Source organism: Paenibacillus sp. JJ1722, assembly GCF_048282685.1.
Lineage (GTDB): Bacteria > Bacillota > Bacilli > Paenibacillales > Paenibacillaceae > Paenibacillus > Paenibacillus polymyxa_B.
Map to the genome: position 1 here is coordinate 4,487,306 of NZ_CP182500.1, position 22,825 is coordinate 4,510,130.

The 22,825-nt window shown below is 46.4% G+C and carries 18 protein-coding genes; 1 reads left to right on the top strand and 17 read right to left on the bottom strand.

Going from position 1 to position 22,825, the window contains the following annotated elements; genetic code table 11:
• Positions 1–30: 30 nt before the first annotated feature.
• The 9 genes from ACM1ND_RS19890 to ACM1ND_RS19930 all read right to left on the bottom strand — a co-directional run bounded on the left by ACM1ND_RS19890 (position 31) and on the right by ACM1ND_RS19930 (position 9,318).
• Positions 31–720 (bottom strand): iron-dependent peroxidase, encoded by a 690-nt coding sequence (locus tag ACM1ND_RS19890; protein ID WP_071558382.1) that lies wholly within the window; start codon positions 718–720, stop codon positions 31–33.
• Positions 717–2,036: a hypothetical protein gene (locus tag ACM1ND_RS19895; RefSeq protein WP_023989854.1), complete on the bottom strand. Its 1,320-nt coding sequence runs from the start codon at positions 2,034–2,036 to the stop codon at positions 717–719. Before ACM1ND_RS19895 ends, ACM1ND_RS19890 begins: the two co-directional genes overlap by 4 nt.
• Before the next feature lie 46 nt (positions 2,037–2,082).
• Positions 2,083–3,960 carry a serine/threonine protein phosphatase gene (locus ACM1ND_RS19900; RefSeq protein WP_028542471.1) on the bottom strand — a complete coding sequence of 626 codons (1,878 nt, stop codon included), beginning with the start codon at positions 3,958–3,960 and terminating at the stop codon, positions 2,083–2,085.
• A 22-nt stretch (positions 3,961–3,982) separates the two neighbouring features.
• Positions 3,983–4,813 (bottom strand): PP2C family protein-serine/threonine phosphatase, encoded by an 831-nt coding sequence (locus ACM1ND_RS19905; RefSeq protein ID WP_023989856.1) that lies wholly within the window; start codon positions 4,811–4,813, stop codon positions 3,983–3,985.
• 35 nt (positions 4,814–4,848) lie between these two features.
• A complete protein-coding gene (locus ACM1ND_RS19910; protein WP_028542470.1) occupies positions 4,849–5,376 on the bottom strand; it encodes an FHA domain-containing protein in 528 nt (175 codons plus the stop codon).
• 67 nt (positions 5,377–5,443) lie between these two features.
• Positions 5,444–5,992: an FHA domain-containing protein gene (locus ACM1ND_RS19915; protein ID WP_028542469.1), complete on the bottom strand. Its 549-nt coding sequence runs from the start codon at positions 5,990–5,992 to the stop codon at positions 5,444–5,446.
• Positions 5,993–6,024: 32 nt separating this feature from the next.
• Complete coding sequence (locus ACM1ND_RS19920; protein ID WP_023989859.1) at positions 6,025–6,474, bottom strand: J domain-containing protein; 450 nt, start codon at positions 6,472–6,474, stop codon at positions 6,025–6,027.
• 130 nt (positions 6,475–6,604) lie between these two features.
• Positions 6,605–7,030 (bottom strand): hypothetical protein, encoded by a 426-nt coding sequence (locus ACM1ND_RS19925; protein ID WP_013311475.1) that lies wholly within the window; start codon positions 7,028–7,030, stop codon positions 6,605–6,607.
• A gap of 119 nt (positions 7,031–7,149) precedes the next feature.
• Positions 7,150–9,318 carry a hypothetical protein gene (locus ACM1ND_RS19930; RefSeq protein ID WP_023989860.1) on the bottom strand — a complete coding sequence of 723 codons (2,169 nt, stop codon included), beginning with the start codon at positions 9,316–9,318 and terminating at the stop codon, positions 7,150–7,152.
• A 638-nt stretch (positions 9,319–9,956) separates the two neighbouring features.
• On the opposite strand from ACM1ND_RS19930, the gene ACM1ND_RS19935 reads away from it, so the two are divergent.
• On the top strand, positions 9,957–12,044 hold the full coding sequence (locus ACM1ND_RS19935; RefSeq protein ID WP_254664483.1) for a vWA domain-containing protein: 2,088 nt from the start codon (positions 9,957–9,959) through the stop codon (positions 12,042–12,044).
• Positions 12,045–12,086: 42 nt separating this feature from the next.
• Here the strand turns inward: ACM1ND_RS19935 and ACM1ND_RS19940 are convergent, their stop codons facing one another.
• The 8 genes from ACM1ND_RS19940 to pulA all read right to left on the bottom strand — a co-directional run bounded on the left by ACM1ND_RS19940 (position 12,087) and on the right by pulA (position 22,710).
• Positions 12,087–12,998 (bottom strand): serine/threonine protein kinase, encoded by a 912-nt coding sequence (locus tag ACM1ND_RS19940; protein WP_053325941.1) that lies wholly within the window; start codon positions 12,996–12,998, stop codon positions 12,087–12,089.
• 177 nt (positions 12,999–13,175) lie between these two features.
• Positions 13,176–14,429, bottom strand: a complete 1,254-nt coding sequence (locus tag ACM1ND_RS19945; RefSeq protein WP_316244090.1) for an OFA family MFS transporter — start codon at positions 14,427–14,429, stop codon at positions 13,176–13,178.
• Positions 14,430–14,619: 190 nt separating this feature from the next.
• Positions 14,620–15,384: a LytR/AlgR family response regulator transcription factor gene (locus ACM1ND_RS19950; protein ID WP_023989864.1), complete on the bottom strand. Its 765-nt coding sequence runs from the start codon at positions 15,382–15,384 to the stop codon at positions 14,620–14,622.
• The gene (locus ACM1ND_RS19955) at positions 15,381–17,042 is read right to left on the bottom strand and encodes a sensor histidine kinase (RefSeq protein WP_175405291.1); all 1,662 of its coding nucleotides are present in this window, start codon (positions 17,040–17,042) and stop codon (positions 15,381–15,383) included. Before ACM1ND_RS19955 ends, ACM1ND_RS19950 begins: the two co-directional genes overlap by 4 nt.
• A gap of 45 nt (positions 17,043–17,087) precedes the next feature.
• Complete coding sequence (locus ACM1ND_RS19960) at positions 17,088–17,336, bottom strand: hypothetical protein (RefSeq protein WP_316244091.1); 249 nt, start codon at positions 17,334–17,336, stop codon at positions 17,088–17,090.
• A gap of 186 nt (positions 17,337–17,522) precedes the next feature.
• Positions 17,523–19,019 carry a methyl-accepting chemotaxis protein gene (locus ACM1ND_RS19965; protein WP_418026510.1) on the bottom strand — a complete coding sequence of 499 codons (1,497 nt, stop codon included), beginning with the start codon at positions 19,017–19,019 and terminating at the stop codon, positions 17,523–17,525.
• 283 nt (positions 19,020–19,302) lie between these two features.
• Complete coding sequence (locus ACM1ND_RS19970) at positions 19,303–19,944, bottom strand: 50S ribosomal protein L25 (protein ID WP_076295857.1); 642 nt, start codon at positions 19,942–19,944, stop codon at positions 19,303–19,305.
• A gap of 231 nt (positions 19,945–20,175) precedes the next feature.
• The gene (gene pulA / locus ACM1ND_RS19975; protein ID WP_023989869.1) at positions 20,176–22,710 is read right to left on the bottom strand and encodes a type I pullulanase; all 2,535 of its coding nucleotides are present in this window, start codon (positions 22,708–22,710) and stop codon (positions 20,176–20,178) included.
• Between the last annotated feature and the right edge of the window lie 115 nt (positions 22,711–22,825).

Sequence of the window (22,825 nt, forward strand, 5' to 3'; positions counted from 1 at the left end):
GTTCACATGTCCTTTCTTAGCCATTTAGCCTTAATAGAGGGCGATAGCGTCTATTTTCATCGTAGGATCTTCCTCTAAAATGCCGAAATGACTTGTCCAATACAATTCCGTCGTAAAACGTGCCGGAAGAAACAAATCCAGAATCAAATCCACTTTAATCCGTGACAACGGTGTCTCCTCTTGGCCGATATAGATGAGCAGTTCGTCTTTTTCCTCACAATTGGTGTAAATGATTGAGCGATGAAAGATGCGCCGCATCGTTTCTTTTAGCAGATGTACGGCTTCTCCCGTCTCATACAGCCGCAGCAGTCCTTCAGCAATCGCGTCCTGATCCTCACGGTTTAATTGTCCAAAGCCTTCCTTTACCTTCGGGCCAAAAATGCCCTCTGCAATATCACGCCGAATAAACCGGATATGGTACTCCCGCCGATTCATCCCTTGATACAAGTCCATTTCCGCCAGAAAATGCATCATAATATCAAATAGCGATTCTCTCAGCTCCAGATACTCTTCAGCATCCGGTGGAAACAGATCCCGAAAAATAGAATAAAAGCGGTAGTACGGATTTATTTCCACTACCTGCTCCAAATGGGAAGTATTCAACTCTGCCAGACTAAGCTCCATATACGGAGAGTAGCTGACAGCGGGTACGAAGCGGAATTTATCTACATCCAGCCCCTGTTCTCTCGCGCGCATGAGCAAATCCCAGACGTAATTCACACCCATTCTCCTTCACACTTGTACTCTGGAAAATACATCTGCACTTCCGATACCAGAAAGCTCATTAAATCGGATAAAATATAAGCAGGCGCGGTGGGCAAAACATCGTCAGAACCACGTCTGAACCCCAAACGCATGATCTGCTTTCCTTCCTCTGTCCGTACGTTATCGCTGACAAACGGATTTAATGGATACGTCTGGGTTTTGGTTAACAGGTTGCTTACATCATTTCTCCCTGCACCTCCCCAGATGTCCACACGTTCCAGCTCCAGCCCCTGCGCTGCTTCAAACGAGTTTACGATGCGCATGATTTCCGCTTTGGCACGGACAATCACGGCCTGTTTTCCTGCATAGCGGCCCAAAAAGCTGTCCTGTCGCCGATTGGACAATAACGGATAAGTCTGACGACTAAGTCTCGTTGTAACAGGCTTCGTAACCTTCAACACATTCCATTCGCCAGACTTATCACGTGGTGTGACAATCGTCAGTTCCTCTTCTGTACGCTTGATATACCGGATATCACCTTCAGTCCCGTCAATCAAATAACCATGCTCAGGACCTGTTTTTCGCAAAGGCAGCACATGCTCATAATTCACACGATCCATAGCGGGTATAGGAAAACCGCTGTTCTTTAGAGATAGCCTTTCAATGTTCCAAAGAGGAAAAACGTCGCCCTTCTTAAAAACATCGAATTCCTCCAATGAAATTGTAATTTCATGAATTTCTTCATGGGCAGCCGGCTCGCCGTCTCCACCAATCAATACACAGTCCACAAACTTATAAGCGTATGGGTGATTAATTGTTTTCCACGGCATGCCATTTTGCATAAAGGTATGATATAACTGCTCAATCTCCAAAATATAAGAACGGTTATGCTCCAAACGAAAACGAATCGGATAATTGCCGGTTTCCGTGACCAACATTCCTGAGAAAATTCGCTTGCTGCGCACCAGCGCTGAGATTCGTTCGGTCTCCATCTCAAGAAAAAGCGTAAACAGCGGCATCGCACCGCCTTCGCGTACCACCTCTGCCACACGGCTGATGTCCATCTGCTTTTCTTCCGTATCAGACGGTAACACAGGATATAAAAATTCATGAATCGGGTCATAGTCCTCACGCGATGTCAATGACACGTACACATCAATCTTTTCTTCCGTATTCTCAATTTCCTCAAATACCCGCCGTTCTAGCTGGCGGGTCATTTCTTCCTGATATTCGACGAGGTTCATAAATACCCCCGCCATCATATTTTTCAGTAAACGTCTCTGCTCTAAATCGTCCATCTTGCTCAAACGGTCTTGTACCAGCTCTTTCACGACGTCTCACTCCTTTCCGGCTCCAGCTTCATTGAACATGAAAAACTTAACTTCCGTTCGCAGCAGCCCGATCTTGGTTCTCTGAATCAGACGCCCCTGCTGCTTTAGAAGCAGAATCAGCAGTTCCTTGCTCTTTGTTGGTATCCACCTTGGCCGAAGGGGCAGTTCCATCGCCTGTGCTCATGCTCTTTGCAGCCGAAGAGGCTTCCTTCTTCGCAGGTGTAGTTCCCGCTGAAGCCGTTGGCGCAGCCTTCGTTTGCGATTCTGCAGCAGGGATTGCAGCAGCGGAAGATGAAGCTCCACCCGCTGCGTCCCCTGCGTCCGTGTCGTTCAACGCTCCGTCAGACAATCCCAATGCAGCAGGAAGCTGACCGTTTTTCTGCTGCTCCGCGCTCTGCTTTTCTTCCGCCTTGGCTATGCTCCGCTCCAATGCCAGAACACTTTCGAGCTTATCGATCTCCTGATAAATTTCCTGTGCCCCGCTATAGGCATCAATGGCCCCTTCATAATCGAGATCCTTCATCATCCGATCCCCTTTGGCCTGAAGTTTTCCAGCTTGAATCTCCTTGAGCTGCTGCTGAATAGCTGTCAATTTATCGTTGGCCTCGGTAATTTTCTTCTCCAGTTCTTTTTGCGCGGACGTATAACCGGATTCCATCGCAGCCTTGTTTGCTTTCTTGTATAGCTTAAGCGCATTCGTGTAATCGCCGCCCTGAAATTTTAAATCTCCGTCCTTCATCCAGCTCGCTGTCTCGGTATAGCTGTCCAATTGATCGATTTTATGCTCAATATCCTTCACATTAAACGGTGGATATAGCCCGGCGCTTTTCCGTGCTTTCTCGTAACTGGCTTCAGCTTTGGTAAAGTCCGCCTTTTCCACGTAGCCGTCTCCGTCCACCAGCAATTGAGATAGTTTCTGTTCGGCTGTATACAGTCGCTTATGAATCTTATCGTTAATTTTAACCGCCGCGTTTTTCGCTTCGCTGTAGGACTTAAGCGCCTTCGCATAATCTCCTGTCCTTGCATAATCGTCTGCGGCTTGGGCTGATTCGATCATCGTTTCCAGTGCAGCTGCCTTATTCGCAGCCATACGAGCCAGCGTAATCCATGCTCCCCCGCCCACAACAATAAAGACAAGCAACGCAATCAAAATCCGTTTGATCAGCTTACGGCGGTTTTTAGGCTTTTCCTGAAAAACTTTATTTACATAAATGGCCGCTGCCGTGTAATTATTCACCGTCCGGTGCTGTTTGCTTAGCAGAACCTCTTCCAATGTATCCGTCAGCATGACCGGGTCCTTCGCTTCCTCTAGTGCTCCCAGCATTTCCGCCAACTCGACGTCCTCCCACATCCCTGACGTAGCGAGCAGGATTACATCTCCATCTGCAAGCTGCGTCTTTTTGGCGTAATGGGCATGAACTCCATTGGGATTTCCCAAGTATTCCAGCAGATTGCCTCGTTCCTCATGTGTGCTGGTCGCTTCGTCTGGAATGCGTCCATCATCTGCCAATGACTGAGCCAGGCTATGATCCTTACTGCGAAAATTAAGCCTTCCATTGCGAAAATGATATAGTCGCACATTACCGCACGAAACATACACCATTTTGTTGTAGTTGGTCACTACCATCAGCAGACTGGCTTTGAGCCGAACACGACGGCTTTCAAATTGCAGCCAATCCTGCGCTTCACGCAGATCTCTCATCAAGCGCCGTTTGGACATGGAAGGCTTCTCCATGAAGTTTTCCAGCACCGTTTTGACAACCATTTCTGCGCTGCGCAGCTCCTGATCCGAATCCAGACCGTCTGCGAGGACATAACAGGCCATGTCGTCCGTCTCCATGAATGCAAAATAGTCCCGGTTGTCTATGTAAGAGCCCGCTTCCGACACAAAGGCGGTACTAAAATCGCTGTTGTCCTTGCGCATCGCTACCCCCGTCTTTCTTGTTTCATCCTATCGCCAAAATAAGTACTGTTGCATTATCCTGACTTTTAAAGCCCTTATCATTAATGGCGTCGATCATGGCATCCGCTGTTTCCTGTGGTGTTCCACCCTTGCGCATAATCTCTTCCAGTTCAATCTCCGTCAGCGCCTCCTGAATGCCATCGCTGCACAGCAGCACATGATCGCCCGAATACAGACGAATCGGTGCACTACCCAGCTCCATGCTCTCAAAGCCCTCATAGCCCAAGTAGTTGACCAGTTGATTACGCACTGGACTCGTTTTGGCTTCCTCCGAGGTCATTTGTCCAGCAAGCACTCGTTCCTCCAGCAGTGTTTCCGCTGTATGCTTGGAATTGACTGTTTGGAAATGACCATTACGGTAAATCGTAATCAGGCTGTCGCCCACCGCTCCGTAATACAGCTGATAACCGCACACAATGACCGCAGCCAGCGTCGTTCCTCCGCCCTGTCCATTCAAATTTTGCAAAATGCCGCGATTGCTTTGAGTTGCCGCCTCTGCAAAATATCCGTTCAAATTTGTTGCATCTTCCAGCTTGGCAAACGCCTTCGTAAAAGTCGTCACAGCCAAGGTACTGGACATACGTCCATTGGCCAGTCCGCTAATACCGTCTGCGACAACAGCCAGCGTACCGACAGGTGTCGTCATACTGGAGAAATAATCATCCTGCTCGCTCCGGCTCCCGATCGTTTGACCATTTCCGATCTCAATTCCACTCACGGTACGGCTGCCGGAAATTCGCGTCAGTCGTATACGGATCATGAGCAGAACAGCGAATAGTACCGCAGCTCCACTTACAACAAAATAAGGCTGCATATCGTTACCTCCCTGCACCATTGCCCAATTCCGTCCTAGTTTTCGTTATCCCACTCAAAATGGGCGCCACACAGCGGGATAAAGATAAATTTGCTGTGTCCCAGCTGAATCACGTCATAGGCAGCCAGCTCTGCTGGTGAATATACCGCCTCGTTATTGTGGTACGCCAAACCTGATGAATCGCCTGGCAGCAAGTAAAAGTTACGTTTCTTCGGATCATAAACAATAACCGCATGATTTCTGCGGGAAATCGTGTTGTCCCCGATAATGCGGACATGCATTTCCTCTGCGCGCCCGATAAAGTTTTTCTCCGCCATAATGCGATAGTCCTGACCCACCTGTGCTCCTTCGATACATACCAGCCATCCAGTTACCGGATGAATGCCCACCGTCTCACCCAAATACGGCATTGTTTTGTCATTATCTCCTGCGACGTTTGTTTTCGCCGCTGGCTCCGCGCTCTTGGGTGCAGCTATATTTACTACCGTGTTGCAATAAGGACACGTATTTCCGTGCTTTCGTGTACTGAACATGTGTCCGTTCGGGCATCTTGTCAAACTCATAGTCGGTTCCTTCCCCCATTGTCATAATTGTCTTTTCAGCGATCTAAGGATTTTGCAGCATCCTCATCTATTTAACGAGCAGTCTCGTATTGGCAATATATAATAAGTCACCTGAGTAAATCCGGTATGGCTCACCGCTTTCCAACTTCTTGGTTACACTTTCGTTGGCAGACCGCAAGCCTGTACCATTACCGGAATCCACATCCTCCACAAACCAGTCGCTGTTCACCCGGTTAAGTACCGCATGCTCCACACTTACCAGGGAGGCATAGTCTGTACCTACCAAATCAATATCCGCCTCTGAACGTGACGTTGTTTTACCGATTAAGAGCGACGTTTCGCCTTCGATATACCATTCTTTAATGGACTCGCCCTCTTCATCAATCAACACCAGCTTGGCAATCCGATGACGTTGTGCCTTTGGCTTGGCCACGGGTACAACGGACACCAGATTGCGCAATATGTATACAAGCACGCCGATTCCAATACCTATCGCGACCACGGTTTTCAAACCGCTGTAGCCTGTACGATTAAACACATAAAAGGCGATCGCCAGCATCAGCCCGAACATGGCAACATCTATGATGAAAACCCATCTGTTCTGCGCCGTTTTCACTGCTTGCTTCCCCCATTTCTATCCTGAAATCATCACTTTTTACGAATACCGAAAAATTGGTTAAACATCGCTGAGGTATCCGTCGGATCACCGGTTTTTTTCGTTTTTTTCCCTGGTGAGCCCTCCTTCGTTTTCGGATGAAAACCAAAAAATTGCTCAAAATCAGTTCCTATATCAGCTGGATTGAATCCTTTGGCTGCCGTACGCGCACCGCCGGAGGATGCAGCCCCTCTGCCTCTCTCTCGCTGTTCCCCGCCAGCTCCCTCAGTTTTTCGGATGAGCTCGGCATCGTATGCCTGCCGCAATGCTTCGTCACGCAAGGTATTGTAAGCCTCGTGAATTAGCTTGAACTTGCGCGTTGCTTCCTCGCTTCCCTGGTTGGTATCAGGATGATACTTTTTGGCCAGTTTACGGTAAGCCTGCTTAATCTCTGCCTCCGAAGCATCCCGGCTGACACCGAGCAGCTCATAGTAGTTGGTCATTGTGTGATGTTCCCCTCTCCGAAAAAAATAAATATTAAGAGACCCGTAGGCCTCTTAATATTTATCCACCCTGCACTTGTGTGCCGGGTGAGTGTGTGTTTAAGCTGCACTTAACGTGAAGACGTTAAGCTTAAACCGGATATCCGCCGTCGATTGTAGCCAGCTCGGTTTTGTCTTTCTTTTGTTTGATGTAGAGTGTAAATGCACCTACACCTTCTGTGTCGCCGAAGTGCTCGTTGTAGTCTACAACGAAAGCATTCGGGAAGTGGATTTTACGCACAACTTGATCAGCTGCGATAACTTCCAGTGTTACTTTACGGTAGCTGTCTGCTTTTTCAGCAGGAACCAGAGACCACAGAGCCAGTTTCAGCGTGTCATCCGCGCTGTCACCATCTACTGCTGTGATGATTTTGCCGCTGATGCGCAGCGTGGAGCCTACGTCAGTGGAGCGTGCATTGGAATCGTCCGGTGTATCGGTGTCATAAATAACCGTTTGGATGTTATCCAAGCCCAGCTCGATTGTTTCTTGTCCTTCTACTTTCAATCTGAATCCCATGTGTGTTGCCTCCTTGAAATTAGGTAATATGATGGCGGGAGATGCAGAGCTTCTCCGCGATTTATGTATAAAGGCGGTTCTGGATAGAAACGCCTCTAACATCTTTCGTAGTGCTCGGATCATGATTTGACCGAGCTGGTTCCCTTAGTGATCATGACTTCCAGGTTCTTCACATTACCGTTGAAGACCAGATCGATATGGCACATATTGCTTTTCTCATCAATAATGAAGCTCATATCGTCTCCGTCCTGAATGATCGAGTTAACAGATCCTCTGCTGCTCAGCCACTTGCTCTTCTGACTGCTCGGATTGTTACTGAAGAAGCGGACGATATTTTCGTGTTTGAAGTCCCCTGTCTGGTAGCGCAAAATACGTTCAATGTACGTGCTGACCAGCGTCTTGTAGATGGAGTCAAAACCGTCCTCGGACATCGCCATGCTTCTCGCCTTGTAGACGGTAATCCGGCGGATATCCTTATCCTGGATCTGAGCATTCTCCGACGAGAATACAAAGCCGAAGTTTTTACGGTTGATGGCATCCTTGATCGTGTTGGTGAATCCGGTGATTTCCTTGGCCATCGTCGTCACCGTGCGCAGACTGTTGTCTCCCGCTTCAATGTCGAAGCGTACGCCAGGGAAGTTCTTATTGACCGTTTTGAACGTCTCACGCAGGTATTCAGGACACTGATAGGAAGCGACCAAGCCGGCGGCAACATAGGCTGCACCCACATAAACGCCCTCGATCCACAGCTTGAGAATATCCTCTTTCTCCTTAGAGAGCTGTACACCATCTTCGGTCTGTAGCATTTTGCTGTCGATAATGACACCCGATTTGTCCTTCGGAATAATCGTAAAGTTCGGTACACAAGGAATGGCAAATTCGCTATATTCTCTGCGAACGAGACTGGCACATTTATCGACATATTTGTCGATACCTGCTGTCGCCATACTGTTGAAAGTCGTTTCTTCACCGGATTCAAAGTTAAAGAACATTTGAATTTTGTAATCCTTCACGACTTGCAGCAGCATCGAGAGCGATTCCATAGAATTTCCGCCCTGCTTAACGACCTTCTCGTTACCCTTGAAGCGTTCACGTGAAACCTTTACCTTACCGGCTGCTTCCAGCTCGACGGATGGAACGATACCGAACCAGATCGTGTCGCTGAATTCATTCTTAGCATTCACAGTGTTCAGGTATGTTTCCAGGCGCGGGATATTGCTGCTTTTCACCAGCATGTCCAGCTTGTTGTTCGCCACCAGCATTGTCGGCAGCATGCCTTTGCTCTTCGTTGCATATTGATCGAAGAACATTTTGACACCGAGAATTTTCTCCACAAGCGGCTTAACTGCCTTTACGAAATCGTCCTTGGCATTTTTATAGAACTCCAGATACGTGTTGTAGTTTTGAACTTCAACCGCTGTATCCACCTTGGTCTGAACTGCCGGCAGTGGCACAAACGTGCGAACCACCAAATCCTTCACATAGTCAGAAGGCGTATCTGTGATGGAGTTATAATCCTCTTCGAATACTTGGGAGAGATCGCCAGTGCTGTTCTCATCCAATAACATCAGCTCAGTACTGTCGCTCTTCGGCGCTTCAATAATTTTCAGTTCGCCGCTTTCCCCAATGGAGAGCATACCCACCTGAATCAGCTCGCCGGAGTTTTCCTCTTGGGCGCCACCGAGCAGAAGGCGGGTTTTGATGTCCTCAATTGCCAGTGGGAGCATAGCCATAACATTGTTATAGTTCTGACTCGCTTCCTCGAACATTCCATTCAGCTTGTCACCCATGTCGAGTTTCTTTGGATCGCCATCATCCAGCTTGTCGTATTCACCATACATATAGTGAATCTCTTTGCGGACTTGACGAATATCATCCATGACCTTTTTCGGTGAAATCATATCCAGCAGATTTTCAAATTTGAAATCTACATTTGTAATTCCTTGACTGCGCTTGGTATCGATGAGCGTAAACAACATTTTCAGAAAGTCATTACTTTGATTTACACGAATTTCAGAAATGCTATCCTCATCAATTCCCTCTGGCTTTTTAAGGGTGTAGACGACTTTTTGATTGGCCGCGTTAAAAAACGAATACACGGTTGGTGAAAACTTATCCAAAAATTCGTCAAAGCTGCGCACCAGAAGGTGCTGATTAATTTCCTTGATCTTTTCATCGCTCAAGCTGTCAATACCCTTCACATCACCTACAATGGTGATCAGGTCCAGCTTTTCCGGGTTAATCTCTTCAAAAAGCATTGTACGGTTGGTTTGATAAATGATTTCCATCGCTGTCGGCAAATGAATAAAGTATGAGTTATAGGTCCATTGCTCCATATACGGACACGGGATGTCCAATTTGAAACGGACGAATACTCATTTTTAGTTCTTTTGCCTCCTCCCCCCTACTTAACATTTAAATTCGTCAAAGGATTGAGCTTATACCACATTTACGGTACAGGCATGTAACCTCGAAAATCGGTCCGAAGCGTTATTCGGCTTTTAACGGCAAAGTATACAAATGAGATGTTTTTCAAATTCAAAAGTCAGATAACACAGAAATTTTAAATTTATGATTTCGTATTCCTAACTTCAATCCCAATTTTTGCCGTTGATACGAGAGCTATCATACAAAGTACCCTTCAGTTTTGTCAATTTCTGTAGTCTCAGATTGAAACAGGGCATTTTGACTCATTTTATGCGTGAATACGTAATTTTCATGATATGTTAGACCTGTTTCTTCAGGGAAATATTCACAAATGGAACCCAATTACCGATAGAAGTCCATTGGATATTTCTGATAAGCGTAAAAGAATCAAATTCATGGCTAATGTGAGGTTTATCAGCTGTTTTGATCCTTTATCCCTTATATCCCAAGGATTAGGAGAGTTGATCCCCCCATGTTGGTCTCGACGATGGAGGAGCTTATGTTCAGAATAAGGAAACTAGGGATTATTGTTTTCATGACTTTTGTACTATTTTTACAAATGGGCTTAAATGGGGGCATTTGCACTGTAAATCAGGCTAATGCAGCATCTTTGGGTGCTGTCCCGATCGAGGGTTATGATGCCGTTTTTGTATTGGATACCAGTTATTCCATGAGGGATACTGATCCTGAGGGCATTGCTGCCGAAGTCATCAATATGTTTATGGATTTGAGTGATGCAGACCGCACACGCGTAGGATTCGTTGCCTACAATCACAACGTGGTCGCCTCGAAACCACTGACTACGATTGCCGTGGCAGCGCAAAAATCCCAAATCCAGCAGGATATCAGAACGCTAAACCGTTCCGGTTATACGGATTTGGGACTTGGGTTGCGCAAAGGCTCGGAGCTGCTAGCGGCAGGAGCATCCCAAGGGCGTCAGCCTTTTATGATTCTATTGTCAGATGGAGAGACTGATTTTGGTGCCTCCTCTGGTTCCCGATCTAAAGGTGACTCCAATAACGATGTGTCCTCTGTCATCAAATCTGCACAGACCAAGGGATATCCGGTGTACACGATTGGTCTGAACCATGATGGCACAGTGAACCGACAAGAACTCGAACGGATCGCTTCTCAAACGGGTGGAGCTTCTTTTATTACGAGTAGTGCCGAGGATCTGCCGGAAATTCTGAACCGTATTTTCGCCAGTCAAATTCGCTCCAAGCTCGTTCCAATTGCTGCAATTACGACCACTGGCGAGATGCAAGAATTAACTGTAACTCTACCTGATTCTAGTATGGAGGAAGCCAATCTGGTGCTTTTGTCGGAGCATCCCCTTCTGGAAACACAGCTATATTCCAATTCAGAAAATGTCCGCAGGTACAAGTCGAGCCGATATGCGATTTTAAAAATCGAGCATCCACAGGCAGGTAAAGTGAAGTTGAAACTACGGGGCATACGCGGGGATTTGGTAAAAATCAATTTACTTGGCAGCTATCGACTGGAAGCCGAAGCTACCATGGGAGGAAAGCAAGCAACGGCAACTCATGGCGACAAGCCTGTGCAGTTGCTGAAAGGTCAAGCCACACCGTTTCAAGCTCAGCTCCTGTTACCCGACAGTCAAAAGCTTACGGATGAAGCCGTATATACGTCTCTCCAAGCCCATATTATAGTTACTCCAAAGGGGGGCACAGCCAAAAAGGTGCCTATGACCTATAAGTCAGGAGCCTTCCATACCGAATATGCGTTCCCTCAAACCGGGGATTATACATGGCAGCTATCCCTGGATAGTCCGCAATGGTACCGTAAGGGAACTGTACATAAAGTTCACGCGGCCAATGCAGCGCCACAAGTCTTGAAAGACCTGACGATTCGCCTGGTAAAAGAAGACGGCGATTCCCGTCGAAGTTTATCGGATTTTATCATTGACCCGAATCATGACAAGCTGAACTATAAGCTGGATTCAGAAGCCTCTGGGGATGCGGTCCATGCTGAGATTAACGGTAATGATCTGCTGCTATCCGAGCTCCACACAGGTGACACTCAGCTAAAGATTACCGCTACCGATCCGGAAGGCGCATCCAGCAGCGCTACACTAACCGTTTCCGTACAATCCCGGTATACAGCCATTAAGTGGACGGTAGCCATCAGTGTCGTGGTAGCCGCTTTTCTGTATTGGTTCTTGCGGCCGAAGCCGCAGTTTGCCGGAAGAATCGAAGGATATTTTCTCGCTACAGCAAGTGGACAGGAGATTCCGGTAAAATCTTGGCCGCTCACCTCCTTTCCGGGTCGTAAGGTCAGCTTACAGGAGTTGTTCCGTACGCTTGACGTTCACGAACCGTTGCCAGAAGCGGAACGGATTCTATTTTCCGCAGGCAAAAAAGGGAGCCTAATCGTGAAACATGATACACGCTGTGCCTTACAGCATGGAAAGATCAGATTAGCCCGCAACAAAAAAGCGGTCATGGAGTACAGCGACAAACTGTACATTACATTCGAGGATGGTGTGACTGAAATCGAGCTGCGATACAAAGCGATTAAACCGAATACTTCAGTGTACACCGACCATATCCAAGCTCCGACAGGATAATGTCCGTTCAACGTAAAAAAAGAGAAGCACCGTCTCTTACGATTAACGAACCGTAAGAGTAGGGCGCTTCCCTTTTTTTATCCAATATTCCGCACGTAGTGCGGCTTTAAACCATCGAAGTGAGCGGCAACGCTTGTTAGCCTGTACCTCCAGACCACGCCGAATGACATACGGCAGCAGAGAAAGTCCCGCATTTTCAATCTGAATCCGCTCGGAATGATCTGCAAACAATCGGCCTGGCACATCTGGCGGAGGTGTTCCTTTTCGGCAATAATACAGCGTGGCGGCCAAACTATAGATATCCGATACAGGCCCCTGCTGCGAACGATTAGAGTAAAATTCCAGCGGAGAATAGCCCGCCGTGGTGAAGATCGGATGCTCTTTACCTTCAAAATGCACAGCCGAACCAAAATCAATCAGCTTGATGTTGCCATTTTCCCCAATCATAATGTTGCCCGGCTTAATATCCCGGTGAATAATTCCTTTGTCGTGAATGTACTCCATGGCATCAATTAAAGGTAGCACCGTGTGGTACAAAAAAGTGGGATCATACGTTGGCACAGCCTCTTCTTTCATCATTCGATCCAATGTCTTGCCTGCACAGTATTCCATGACCAGATAGGCAGTTCCATTTTCCTCAAAGTGATCTATATAACCGACAATTCCCGGATGACTTAACTCCTTCAACATTTGCCCTTCACGCAAAAAATAATGCATAAACTCCACGTATTTGGATTGCATAGAAGCACCGCAAGTGACCGTTTTTCGATCCATCCCCCGCAAAGCCAGTGCATTCGGAAAAAATTCCTTAACAATGACCTTTTCTCGGTTATCCAACAGCCTTGCCGTATACACGATGGCCAGCTCACTGCGGGACAAGGCGCTTCGAATTTGATATGTATTTCGCAGCTTCGTATTGCGGGCAAGCAGATTCCCGCTTGTATCCACGATCATGACTCGTCCTCCTGTCAGGTTCTTAGCTTATGTCTTTTGTATATATCGGCTTATTACACATCTTTTTATTATACCGTAAAATAGATTATTGGAAAAACAAATAACCTGCCATAATCTCCCTTAGAGAAATGATGACAGGTCTTTTGGCATTCATCTGGTTCTTTTTTCTCAAATCGTTTAACCCAGTTTCGTTCCGGGCTTCATGCTGCGCACACTGTTCGTATTTTTCTTCCGTTCACTGCGCAGTTTGCCTTTGCCTTGTTCTGGAGTGCGAATGGTGAGGGCAATTAGGAACGATACGACACACAGCACAGCAATCGTGGTAAAGGTCGGGATGAATCCACCGAGCAAGGCTGCAATAAATGACCCCGCCAGCGCACCGAGGCCAAAGCCTTGATACACAATACCATAGTTTTTGCTTTGATTTTTCAGACCGAAGAAATCAGCTACAATGGCAGGAAAGACTGTAATGTTGCCGCCGAAGCAAAAAGCAATTCCTGCTACACAGGCAAAGAATAAACCATAATTCAGCGGTACCAGACTCAGCACTGTGACTGCGACCGCCGTTGTCAGCAACGCACCCGCTACTACTTTCAGACGACCTACTTTATCCGATAGTGCACCCAGTATGATCCGGCCCGCCGTGTTGAAAATTGCGACCATAGCGACCGCATTAGCAGCTGTTGCTACATCTAGGCCGGCCATCCGTACGCCGATATCTTTGACTACCCCAATCAGGTAGAGACCACTCATACAAGCGGTAAAGAACATTACGAACAACAGATATGCCTGCTTGGTGCGCAGCATTTCTTTGACGGTGTAATCTCGCTGTACAACCCCATTTTGTACCGAAGGCTTGTTCACAACTACAGCTTCTCTTACCAGGAAAGAACCACCCACAATCATGATCAGCACGATCATTCCCCAATATAAAAACGCTTGTGATACGCCAACGGACTGAATCAACGAACCATTAATATACTTGAATATAAGACTGCCTGTTCCATATGCCCCAACCGAAATACCGGAAATAAGTCCTTTTTTCTCAGGAAACCACTTAATCAGATTCGACAATGATGTAATATATGCCGTTCCATCCGCAAAACCTACGACAATACCCACCAAAATGTAAAGCAGGGACAGCGATGTTACCTGCGAACTGAGCATAAGCCCTGCTCCTAACACGACACCTGCACACAAAATCAAACGACGTAGTCCCCATTTATCCTGTAGTTTGCCTGCGAATAATGTAGCAAACGCCAGTGCAAAACTGGTAATTGAAAATGTAATGGCAACCGAACTGAGGTTCCAGCCAAAGCGGTCCACCAACGGTTGATTAAATAAACTCCATGTGTAAATGGTTCCTAATCCCATCTGGACAATTATCGTTCCAAGCACGACAAGCCAACGATTTCCGCTGTTTGTTTTCATATAAATCTCCTCTTTTCATTCCGGCTCTACAGCGTCAGTTTGTTATCATGATAACCGGGAATCCAGTACGCTTTGCGCCTGTGGAGGAGCAAGTCTGTAAGGATTCTCTCTACATCGATTATTATAACCCTGCATGTTAGCCAGAAATCGTTTGAGGAATGAAATGCACATATAGCGGAATGAAATGCCTTTAAAGTCGCATAATTTGCCGAAATTCCTTGGCTTTACTACGGCTCACCGGAATCTCTGCTTCTAGTCCACGCAAACGCAGGAGATACGTATGGTTGAACCAAGGTACAATTTCACGGATCTGCGATAGATTCACCGTGTATGAACGGTGACAGCGGAAAAAGTCCTGCTGCGGCAGCCGGGCATGAAATTCCGAAATGCTCATCGGCATCGTATATTCTTCGTGCCTTGTAAAGACACGGGTCACCTTTTCCTGCGCACACGCATAGTAAATATCGTTCGCATCCGTCACAATGATTTTGTCATTTTTCAGCAAATTAATACGACCTGGCGCAGCAACAGTACTGGCTTCAGCAGCTCGGGATTGTGCAGTCTGGACAGGCTCCTGTATTGGAACGTTCTGCTGCTCATAAGCATTTTCCAGCTTACGCAGCATAGATGCGATCCTTTTTTCATCATATGGTTTGAGGATGTAATCGAACGCCTCCAGCTCAAAGGCTTGCGCCGCATGTTCTTTATAGGCGGTCGTAAAAATAATATAGGGCTTTTTGGCAAATTTGCTAATGTTCTGTGCCAGTAGCATCCCGTCCAATGAAGGAATGTTAATGTCCAGAAAGATCGCGTCCGTCTCCTGATCTTGCAGAAACCGAAACACATCTAGCCCATCCTCGAAACTATCGGTCACCTCAATGTTGCTATGAGTCTGAATAAGATACTCCAGCTCTTCACGCGCCGGAAGCTCGTCTTCTACAATTATGGCCTTCATGACTTCTCCTTTGGTATGTCAAAATAAACTTCGGTGCCCGGTTCATGCTTCAGAATAATAACTCCTTCGCCGTACATAAGCTTGAGCCGTCTGTGCACATTGTACAAGCCGATCTGTTTAGCCGGAACCCGATCATGATACAGGTTATCCACAACATCATCCCGTATACCTACCCCGGTATCTGCTACAGAAATGCGCACCTTTTCTCCACGATCCTTTACAGAAATGGTTACTGTACCTGATCCTTTTTTCTTGAGAATTCCATGATTAATCGCATTCTCAACCAGGGGCTGGATAATAAGACTTGGAATACGCACAGACACCTCATCCATTACATACTCTACCTGAAGTCGGTTGCCGAAGCGTGCTTTTTCAATTTCTACGTAATCAGACACCTGCTGAAGCTCCTTATGAATTTCGATCAAATCATCATTCAGCTCCAAATTATAGCGCAGATAGCCCGATAAATTAATGATCAGCTCTCGTGCCTTATCCGGCTTGGTGCGTGTCGTAGAGGCAATGGCGTTCAGCGCGTTAAACAGAAAATGGGGATTAATTTTCGTTTGGAGCGCCTTTAGCTCGGCTTTATTCGCGGCTTCCTTAATTTGCTCCACACGTGACACTTCCATTAACGTGGAAATGATTTGAGACAAGCCAATCGCCATCGTTTGCAACGGATACGTGATTTTGTAAGCTTTGCGATAGTAAATCTTCAAGGTGCCGGTTACTTCTCCCCGCTCCTCTAAAGGGATAATGAGCAGAGACTGGATTTGGGGTGTTTTATCGTCTGCAATATGGTTGCGGATCGTGATTTTACCGCTGCGGATCGTCGTTTTAGTCACATCGCTAATGATCTCATCTCCGATGTGATAACGCTCTTCGCCAAAACCGACATAGGCCAGCACATCTCTGGTATCCGTAATCGCCACCGCGTCTGCCTTGATATCTTCTTTTATGATCGAACAAATGGTGTGTAAGGATTCCGCATTAATGGAGCGGAAATAAGGCAACGTCTTATTGGCAATGTCCAGTGCCAGCTTGGCCTGTCTGGCCGCGATATTCTCCTTTTCCCCCTCCACACTCTGGATCAACAGAACGATTAAACCGATACTGACTTCTCCGATAATCATCGGTAGACCAATCTTAGAAACGATGTCCACTCCAAGGTTATGGGGTTGTGCCATCACCAGAATGAGCAGCATCGTCAATGCTTCGCAGACCATACCTGCGGCGATACCGACTAGCCATCTCTTGGAACGGTTGACCCGGCGGCCGATGTATCCTGACACCACACCTGCCAAAATACTTGTAATCAGACACGGAATCGAGGTCACTCCCCCGATATCAATTAGATAACGATGGATACCTGATACAATACCTGTAACGATCCCAACCCATGGTCCGAACAAAATACCGCCTGCCATAATTGCAATGATTCGAACGTTAACAAGCGAACCTTCGACTTCAATCCCGGTGTAGGTGCCGAACAGCGCAAACATACAAAAGATCAATGTTAATATGGCCAGCTCTGCCGGAGAATGGCTGTTCTTTTGCAAGGTTTCCTTAAAGCGCGGGATACGTGTAATAAAAAATAAACAAATCAGTAACAACGCTGCGCGCTCAAATAGCTGCATCAGCATTTCCAACAAGGCGTTCACCTGCGTTCCTCCCAAATAAAAACGGATATGCCTACATAGGTTGTGTTATCGTGTACGTCGTTCATACACACCATACCCAAGTATCATCAAGCCACATACAAATAAAATAATAACAAATATATTATCAACAAAACTCGGCATGTCAGGTTTCGGCATAGACATGCCCGAATTATTCAATTTAACAGGGACGGAATTCGCAGCCCATTGAATGACGGATATAAAGCGCTCCATCGTATATATCACTCCGCTACCCAATAGGCTCAACACGCCGATCAACAAATATTTAAGCTCCATAAGAATTTATCCCCCCTTAGTTACAAAGCATTTAAACTGCCACAAATTATACCATCAACTTCCATCTAATTATAGCTTCTAGAAATCCCATCTTCATTTCCCTTCTTCAAACACAGTAAAAAACCGGAGAGTACCGCTAGATAGCGATAATCCCCGGATCTCTAGTCCGATAATGAAGCATTTCGGTTATTTGCTTTTGCTGATTTCGATAGGAATGTTGTCCTCCTTCTGATCATGTACCAATTCTTTTAATTGGATAATCAACGCCTCCAGCTCACTAAACCCGGTCACCATATTGGAGGTTATATTTCGTTGCTCCTCTACTCCAGCCAAAATTTGTTCTGACGCTGCACTCGCTTGTTCCGTTACACTTGAAAATTCCGTCATTTCTTGAACAACCTGAGATGAGTATTGCTGCATGCTATTCGTACTGTTTTCCACATCTACGGCCTGCTGCAACACTTTATTGGCATTTTGCAGGATATCCTCCAGTACAATTTCGGTCGAATGTGCCGATTCCATACTTTGCTGTAGCCTTTGCTGTCCCATGTCAAATTGACTTACGACAGAATCCATCTGAGTTCTCAGTTGAGCCAAGATACCTTCCATCGCTACCGAGGTGTTCCCTACCATTTCAGCCAAATTACGCACTTCTCCAGCTACGATGGCAAATCCTTTTCCATGCTCTCCCGCTCTGGCGGCCTCAATGGATGCATTCAAGGACAGCAAATTAGTTTGTTTTGAGATTTGAGTAATATCTTTAAGCATGGCAGACATGCTATCACTTTGTACTTTAAACTCGTCCAGTTCTTCTTTGGTACGACTCATGACCTGACCCAAATCCTTGATTTGAGACGTTAATGCCAGCAGTTGACTACTCCCTCTGTCCCCGGCATTTTTCGTATCTTCGGAAAGCTGCTTCAGTTCTCGGGAATGATCAGCTACCTCTCGCACGTGCTGGTCAGATTGGGCCAAGTTATCCGTAACCTCGGTGATATTCGAAGCTTGCATTTCTACCCCTTTGGCAACCTCCTGAAACCCGATAGCGACTTCATTCGTCACGCTGCCCGTAGCATCCACTTGATTCCTGAATCGTTCTGTAAAGCTATGCAATCCAGCCACTGCTTGTTTAACTTGCTCAAACAGAAATTCAATTCGTTGCCTTGTAGCATCGATATCTTTATTTTGCTCTTCACTTTTCTTAAACTGCTTTTGATTTAACACCGATACCACTAACAGTAGTAAACCAATGAGTAAAACAATAATAAACTCATGCACATAGCGCAAAGAACCGGTAGCTGGGGGAACTGCGGGCGTACCGATTGTTATTTGCACAAAAATATTACAGAGATTTAAGGTCATAGCTACCAGAAAATATCGGTAAGACGGATACAGCAGAAACAAAGAGCAAATTAATATGGTGGTCACTACCTCGACGCTAGATAAGTTCAAAAATATACACATTAATACGCTAAAAAACGTAGTAATCCATGGAATAAGGCGGATTCCTTTCTTTTTCATATTCAGGATCGTTAAAACTGCCGCGACTACAAATCCTACACCATTAGATACCCACATCGAGGGATTAGATAATGCCGGGACGATGCCGCTCAAGGCCATAATCCAAAAAATAATGATCACCAATTTGTTTCTTTGCCACAACAATTCACTCGTTCTGTCCATGATTGTGTACGCGCTCCTTAGATATATATTAGGTATTTATAAAATAAAAATGTAAATGCCATACTTTATATATCGTCATATCAGAACACGTAGTGAATGAAAATCGTACAAACACCACATTCCTTTTAAACACAAAATCACAACAGGACAACTTTTTTAAAGAGAAAGAGTATGTAATTGTAAATAAATGAATGCAAAAAATCGCTCCCAAGCAGGGAGCGATTTTGAATTCATTTTTGATGATCTTCGCAATTGGAAAAGGTTCATGTACCAGCTGACAACATTAGGATTCCTTGTTTTCGGAAGCCTCTTCAGCGCCTTCGGTTGCCGCTGCATCACCTTCCACAGCAGCATTTTCTACTTCAACTGCACGCGGAACGATAATAGAAGCAAGCAGTTCTTCTTCAGGGACGTGCAGCGTTACTCCTTTAGGGAGCTTCAAGTCGCTAGCGCTCAGCTTGTCGCCAACATCCAGTGCGGATACATCTACCTCAATGGTAGATGGTAAATCAGCAGGAAGACCTTCGACTTCTACTTCCGTTTCCTGAACTTGCAGAATACCGCCTGTTTTTGTACCTACAGGTGTACCCTGATAATCAATAGAAACACGCACGCGAAGCGGTTTATTTTTGGAAATTTTCAGAAAATCCGCATGCAACCATTGGTTGTCACGCTGTTGATAATCTTTAATAATAACTGGAATGGTTTCTCCACCCTCTACAGTGAGGTTGAACACCTCTGAACGTCCGGTTCTGACTACTTTATTAAATTCCTTGGCATCGACATGTACAGGGGTTCCTTCAAGCTCAGAGCCGTAAACCACAGCTGGAATCCGTCCTTTTAACCTCAATTCACGAATAGCCGAACCCTTCTTCTCTGTTCTCGGCTGGGCGGTCAGTTGAATACTTCCTCCATTAGAACTCATGATATACAACCTCCTTCAGGTTACCTTACAAATGATTTTCCTCCAAGAATCTTGCCTGTTTACCAGTCGTACTACAGGATATAAGCCAGCAAGCTGGCAAAACTAAACAAGTCCATAATTCTATTTTACCCCTTTTTTCTGAAACTGACACACGTTTGCATAAAAAAATAGCATTTCTCGAAATGATCGAAAAATGCTACTTGCGTGTATATAGCGACCAAGCATACAAGTCTATCCGGCCCGATTATCATTTACCAGTAGCAAATATTCTTCTCTGCCACTATGAATCAATACCTGCATCACAGACTGGTTCGGGTCTATATCAATATATCGATCTGCCTCCACATCCTTGGCATCCCAGTGATTAAGCCGGACAATGTAGCCGATTCGCTGTATATCAGGGGCCACCTGAATACGCGCTACTGCACGACCATCATCCAAATCACGGAATTCGACATGTCCGTCGCGGTGCCCCGTTCCCCATACCCATACGTTCCAGCCAGTGTATTGCCGATCCGCACGCTCGTAGATCAGTTCAATCGTGCGAAATGGGGCGACTTCACTATCTTTTCCAAGCTGGACATCTGTCAACGCTATGGCTGTACCTGCAATTTCTTGATCTGTCCCTTCATCCGAGTCTTCCAATTCGTTCTCCGCCTGACGATTAGCCTGATCTTGTTCAGTCACAAATGAGACTCGTGCAGGTTCTTCCTGATCATATAACACCATCATCGACCAACGTGATACGGTTACACGATGGCCTACGACTTCATACCGTGTCTCATTACCAGCCCCGTGTGCGTCCACGACCACATGCCAACGATCCGATTCCGCAGGCAATGCTATCGTCTGCTCTGCATCCGAGCCGTTATAAATCACCACAATATGATTCCAGGCATCACCGTTAGCATGGTGCCTCAAAGCAAAAGCCACCACATGCCCACTGCTTTGCAGCACTTCCATGTGCTGCTCCACCAGCTCACGATGATCCATTCGGAATGCCGGGTGGCTGCGTCGCAAAGCAATTAAGCCTTGGTAGTAATCAAACACTGGGCGAAACCTCGCCTTGTTATCCCAACGGATGGCATTGACTACATCTGAGCTTCGGTAGCTATTATGGTCTCCACATTTGGAGCGCAGCAGTTCATCCCCTGCATGAATAAAAGGAATACCTTGAGATGTGAGTACCATGCCGTTAGCTAACAGGGACTTGCGTACGGTTTCGTCCTCTAGCAAGTTATTTTCATCCAGTTCCCAATACGGGTCTGCTTCGGCAACAGCTTGTTCAGGTGTCCTCCCATCCTGTGGCTTCCCCTGCTCCCATTGTGGAAAACGACAATGCTCCCGCAAATGTCTTACCGTCAAAATTTTATCCCACAGATTGAGATTATCGTGGGCAGTTACATAATTGACGGTCTCCGATGGCTGAGCTGTGAAATCATGAATAGCCCCAAAAGCACCTTTAAGCACCTGTTCCTCCTGATGTTCTGCACCTGTGGCAAACCCGCTCCCAGTACCGTCGCTATCCCCCTTAATAGCAGAACGGTAGTTGTCGTTAAAAACAGCAAAGCCTTTGTCCCGTTGCGTTCCTTTTAGCGTAAGCAAGGGTTGCGGAGATTCTCCTCCCGTCCAAGGCTCACCATAGATAAGCAGATCCGAACGCACTTCAGAGCGAACTTCTTGCGTAAGCCGCACCACGGTTGGGGTATCAATCAGACCCATCAGATCAAATCGAAAGCCGTCTATATGATATTCCTCTGCCCAATAGCGTAGTGAATCCTTGATATACTTGCGCACCATCGGACGTTCGGTTGCCACCTCATTACCTACCCCTGATCCATTGGTGAGCTGCCCTTGTTCATCTGTACGGTAATAATATCCAGGTACAACAGGCTCAAATGGCCCCTGTTCCACCGAATAAGTATGGTTGTACACAACGTCCATAATGACACCAATGCCGGCAGTATGCAAAGACTGTACCAGCAGTTTCAGCTCTCGTATGCGTGTCTCCGGATCAGCCGGATTGGAAGAATAAGACCCCTCCGGCACATTATAATGCTGCGGATCATAGCCCCAGTTATATTCAGTATCTAATTTCGCAAAGTCATTCACCGTATGAAAATCAGCTACTGGAAGCAAATGAACATGTGTAATGCCCAGCTCCAGTAGATGATCCAGCCCGATGCTGTTCCCCTCAGTATCCTTCAATCCCGTATACGTAAAGGCCTCAAACCGTCCCTGAGCAGCAGATAAGTCTTTTTCCCCCGTATTAAAATGGGTATCCATCGAAAAATCACGTACATGAAGCTCATAGAGAATGGCATCCGTCGGCCGCTTAAGTGGAGGCCCCGCATCCAATTCCCATCCGTCCGGGTTGGTTTGAGCCAAATCAATGATCGCTGTACGCTGCCCGTTGGCTGATACCCCTGTGGCATATGGATCGGCAGCATAATGAATGGTGTTGTCCGCCCACTCCAGCCTGTACATGTAATAATATTTGTTCCAATCCCCTTCCAGCTCTATAGACCATACACCTTGATCATCACGGTTCATGAGAAATTCTTGACCACCGTCGTGCTCCTGAACGTTCCCCTCCTGATCGTACACCCCCGCATCGTTATACAACGCTATATGGACCTGCTGCGCAGTCGGTGCCCATACCTTGAACTTGCTGCCCACAGGCGTATAAGTAAGACCCAAATCATAGCCTTCATATATGGGATATGTTGTGTGCTCAAGCTCTTTGAGCTGATTGAAATCTGACATTCCTGTTCACCACCCATTTCTGTACATCGGCATACAGCCTCTGTTCATCCATCATTTATGATGTTTATGACTTGTCAATATACCTCAGGATTTTGTAAAATCTTCACCTAATAGG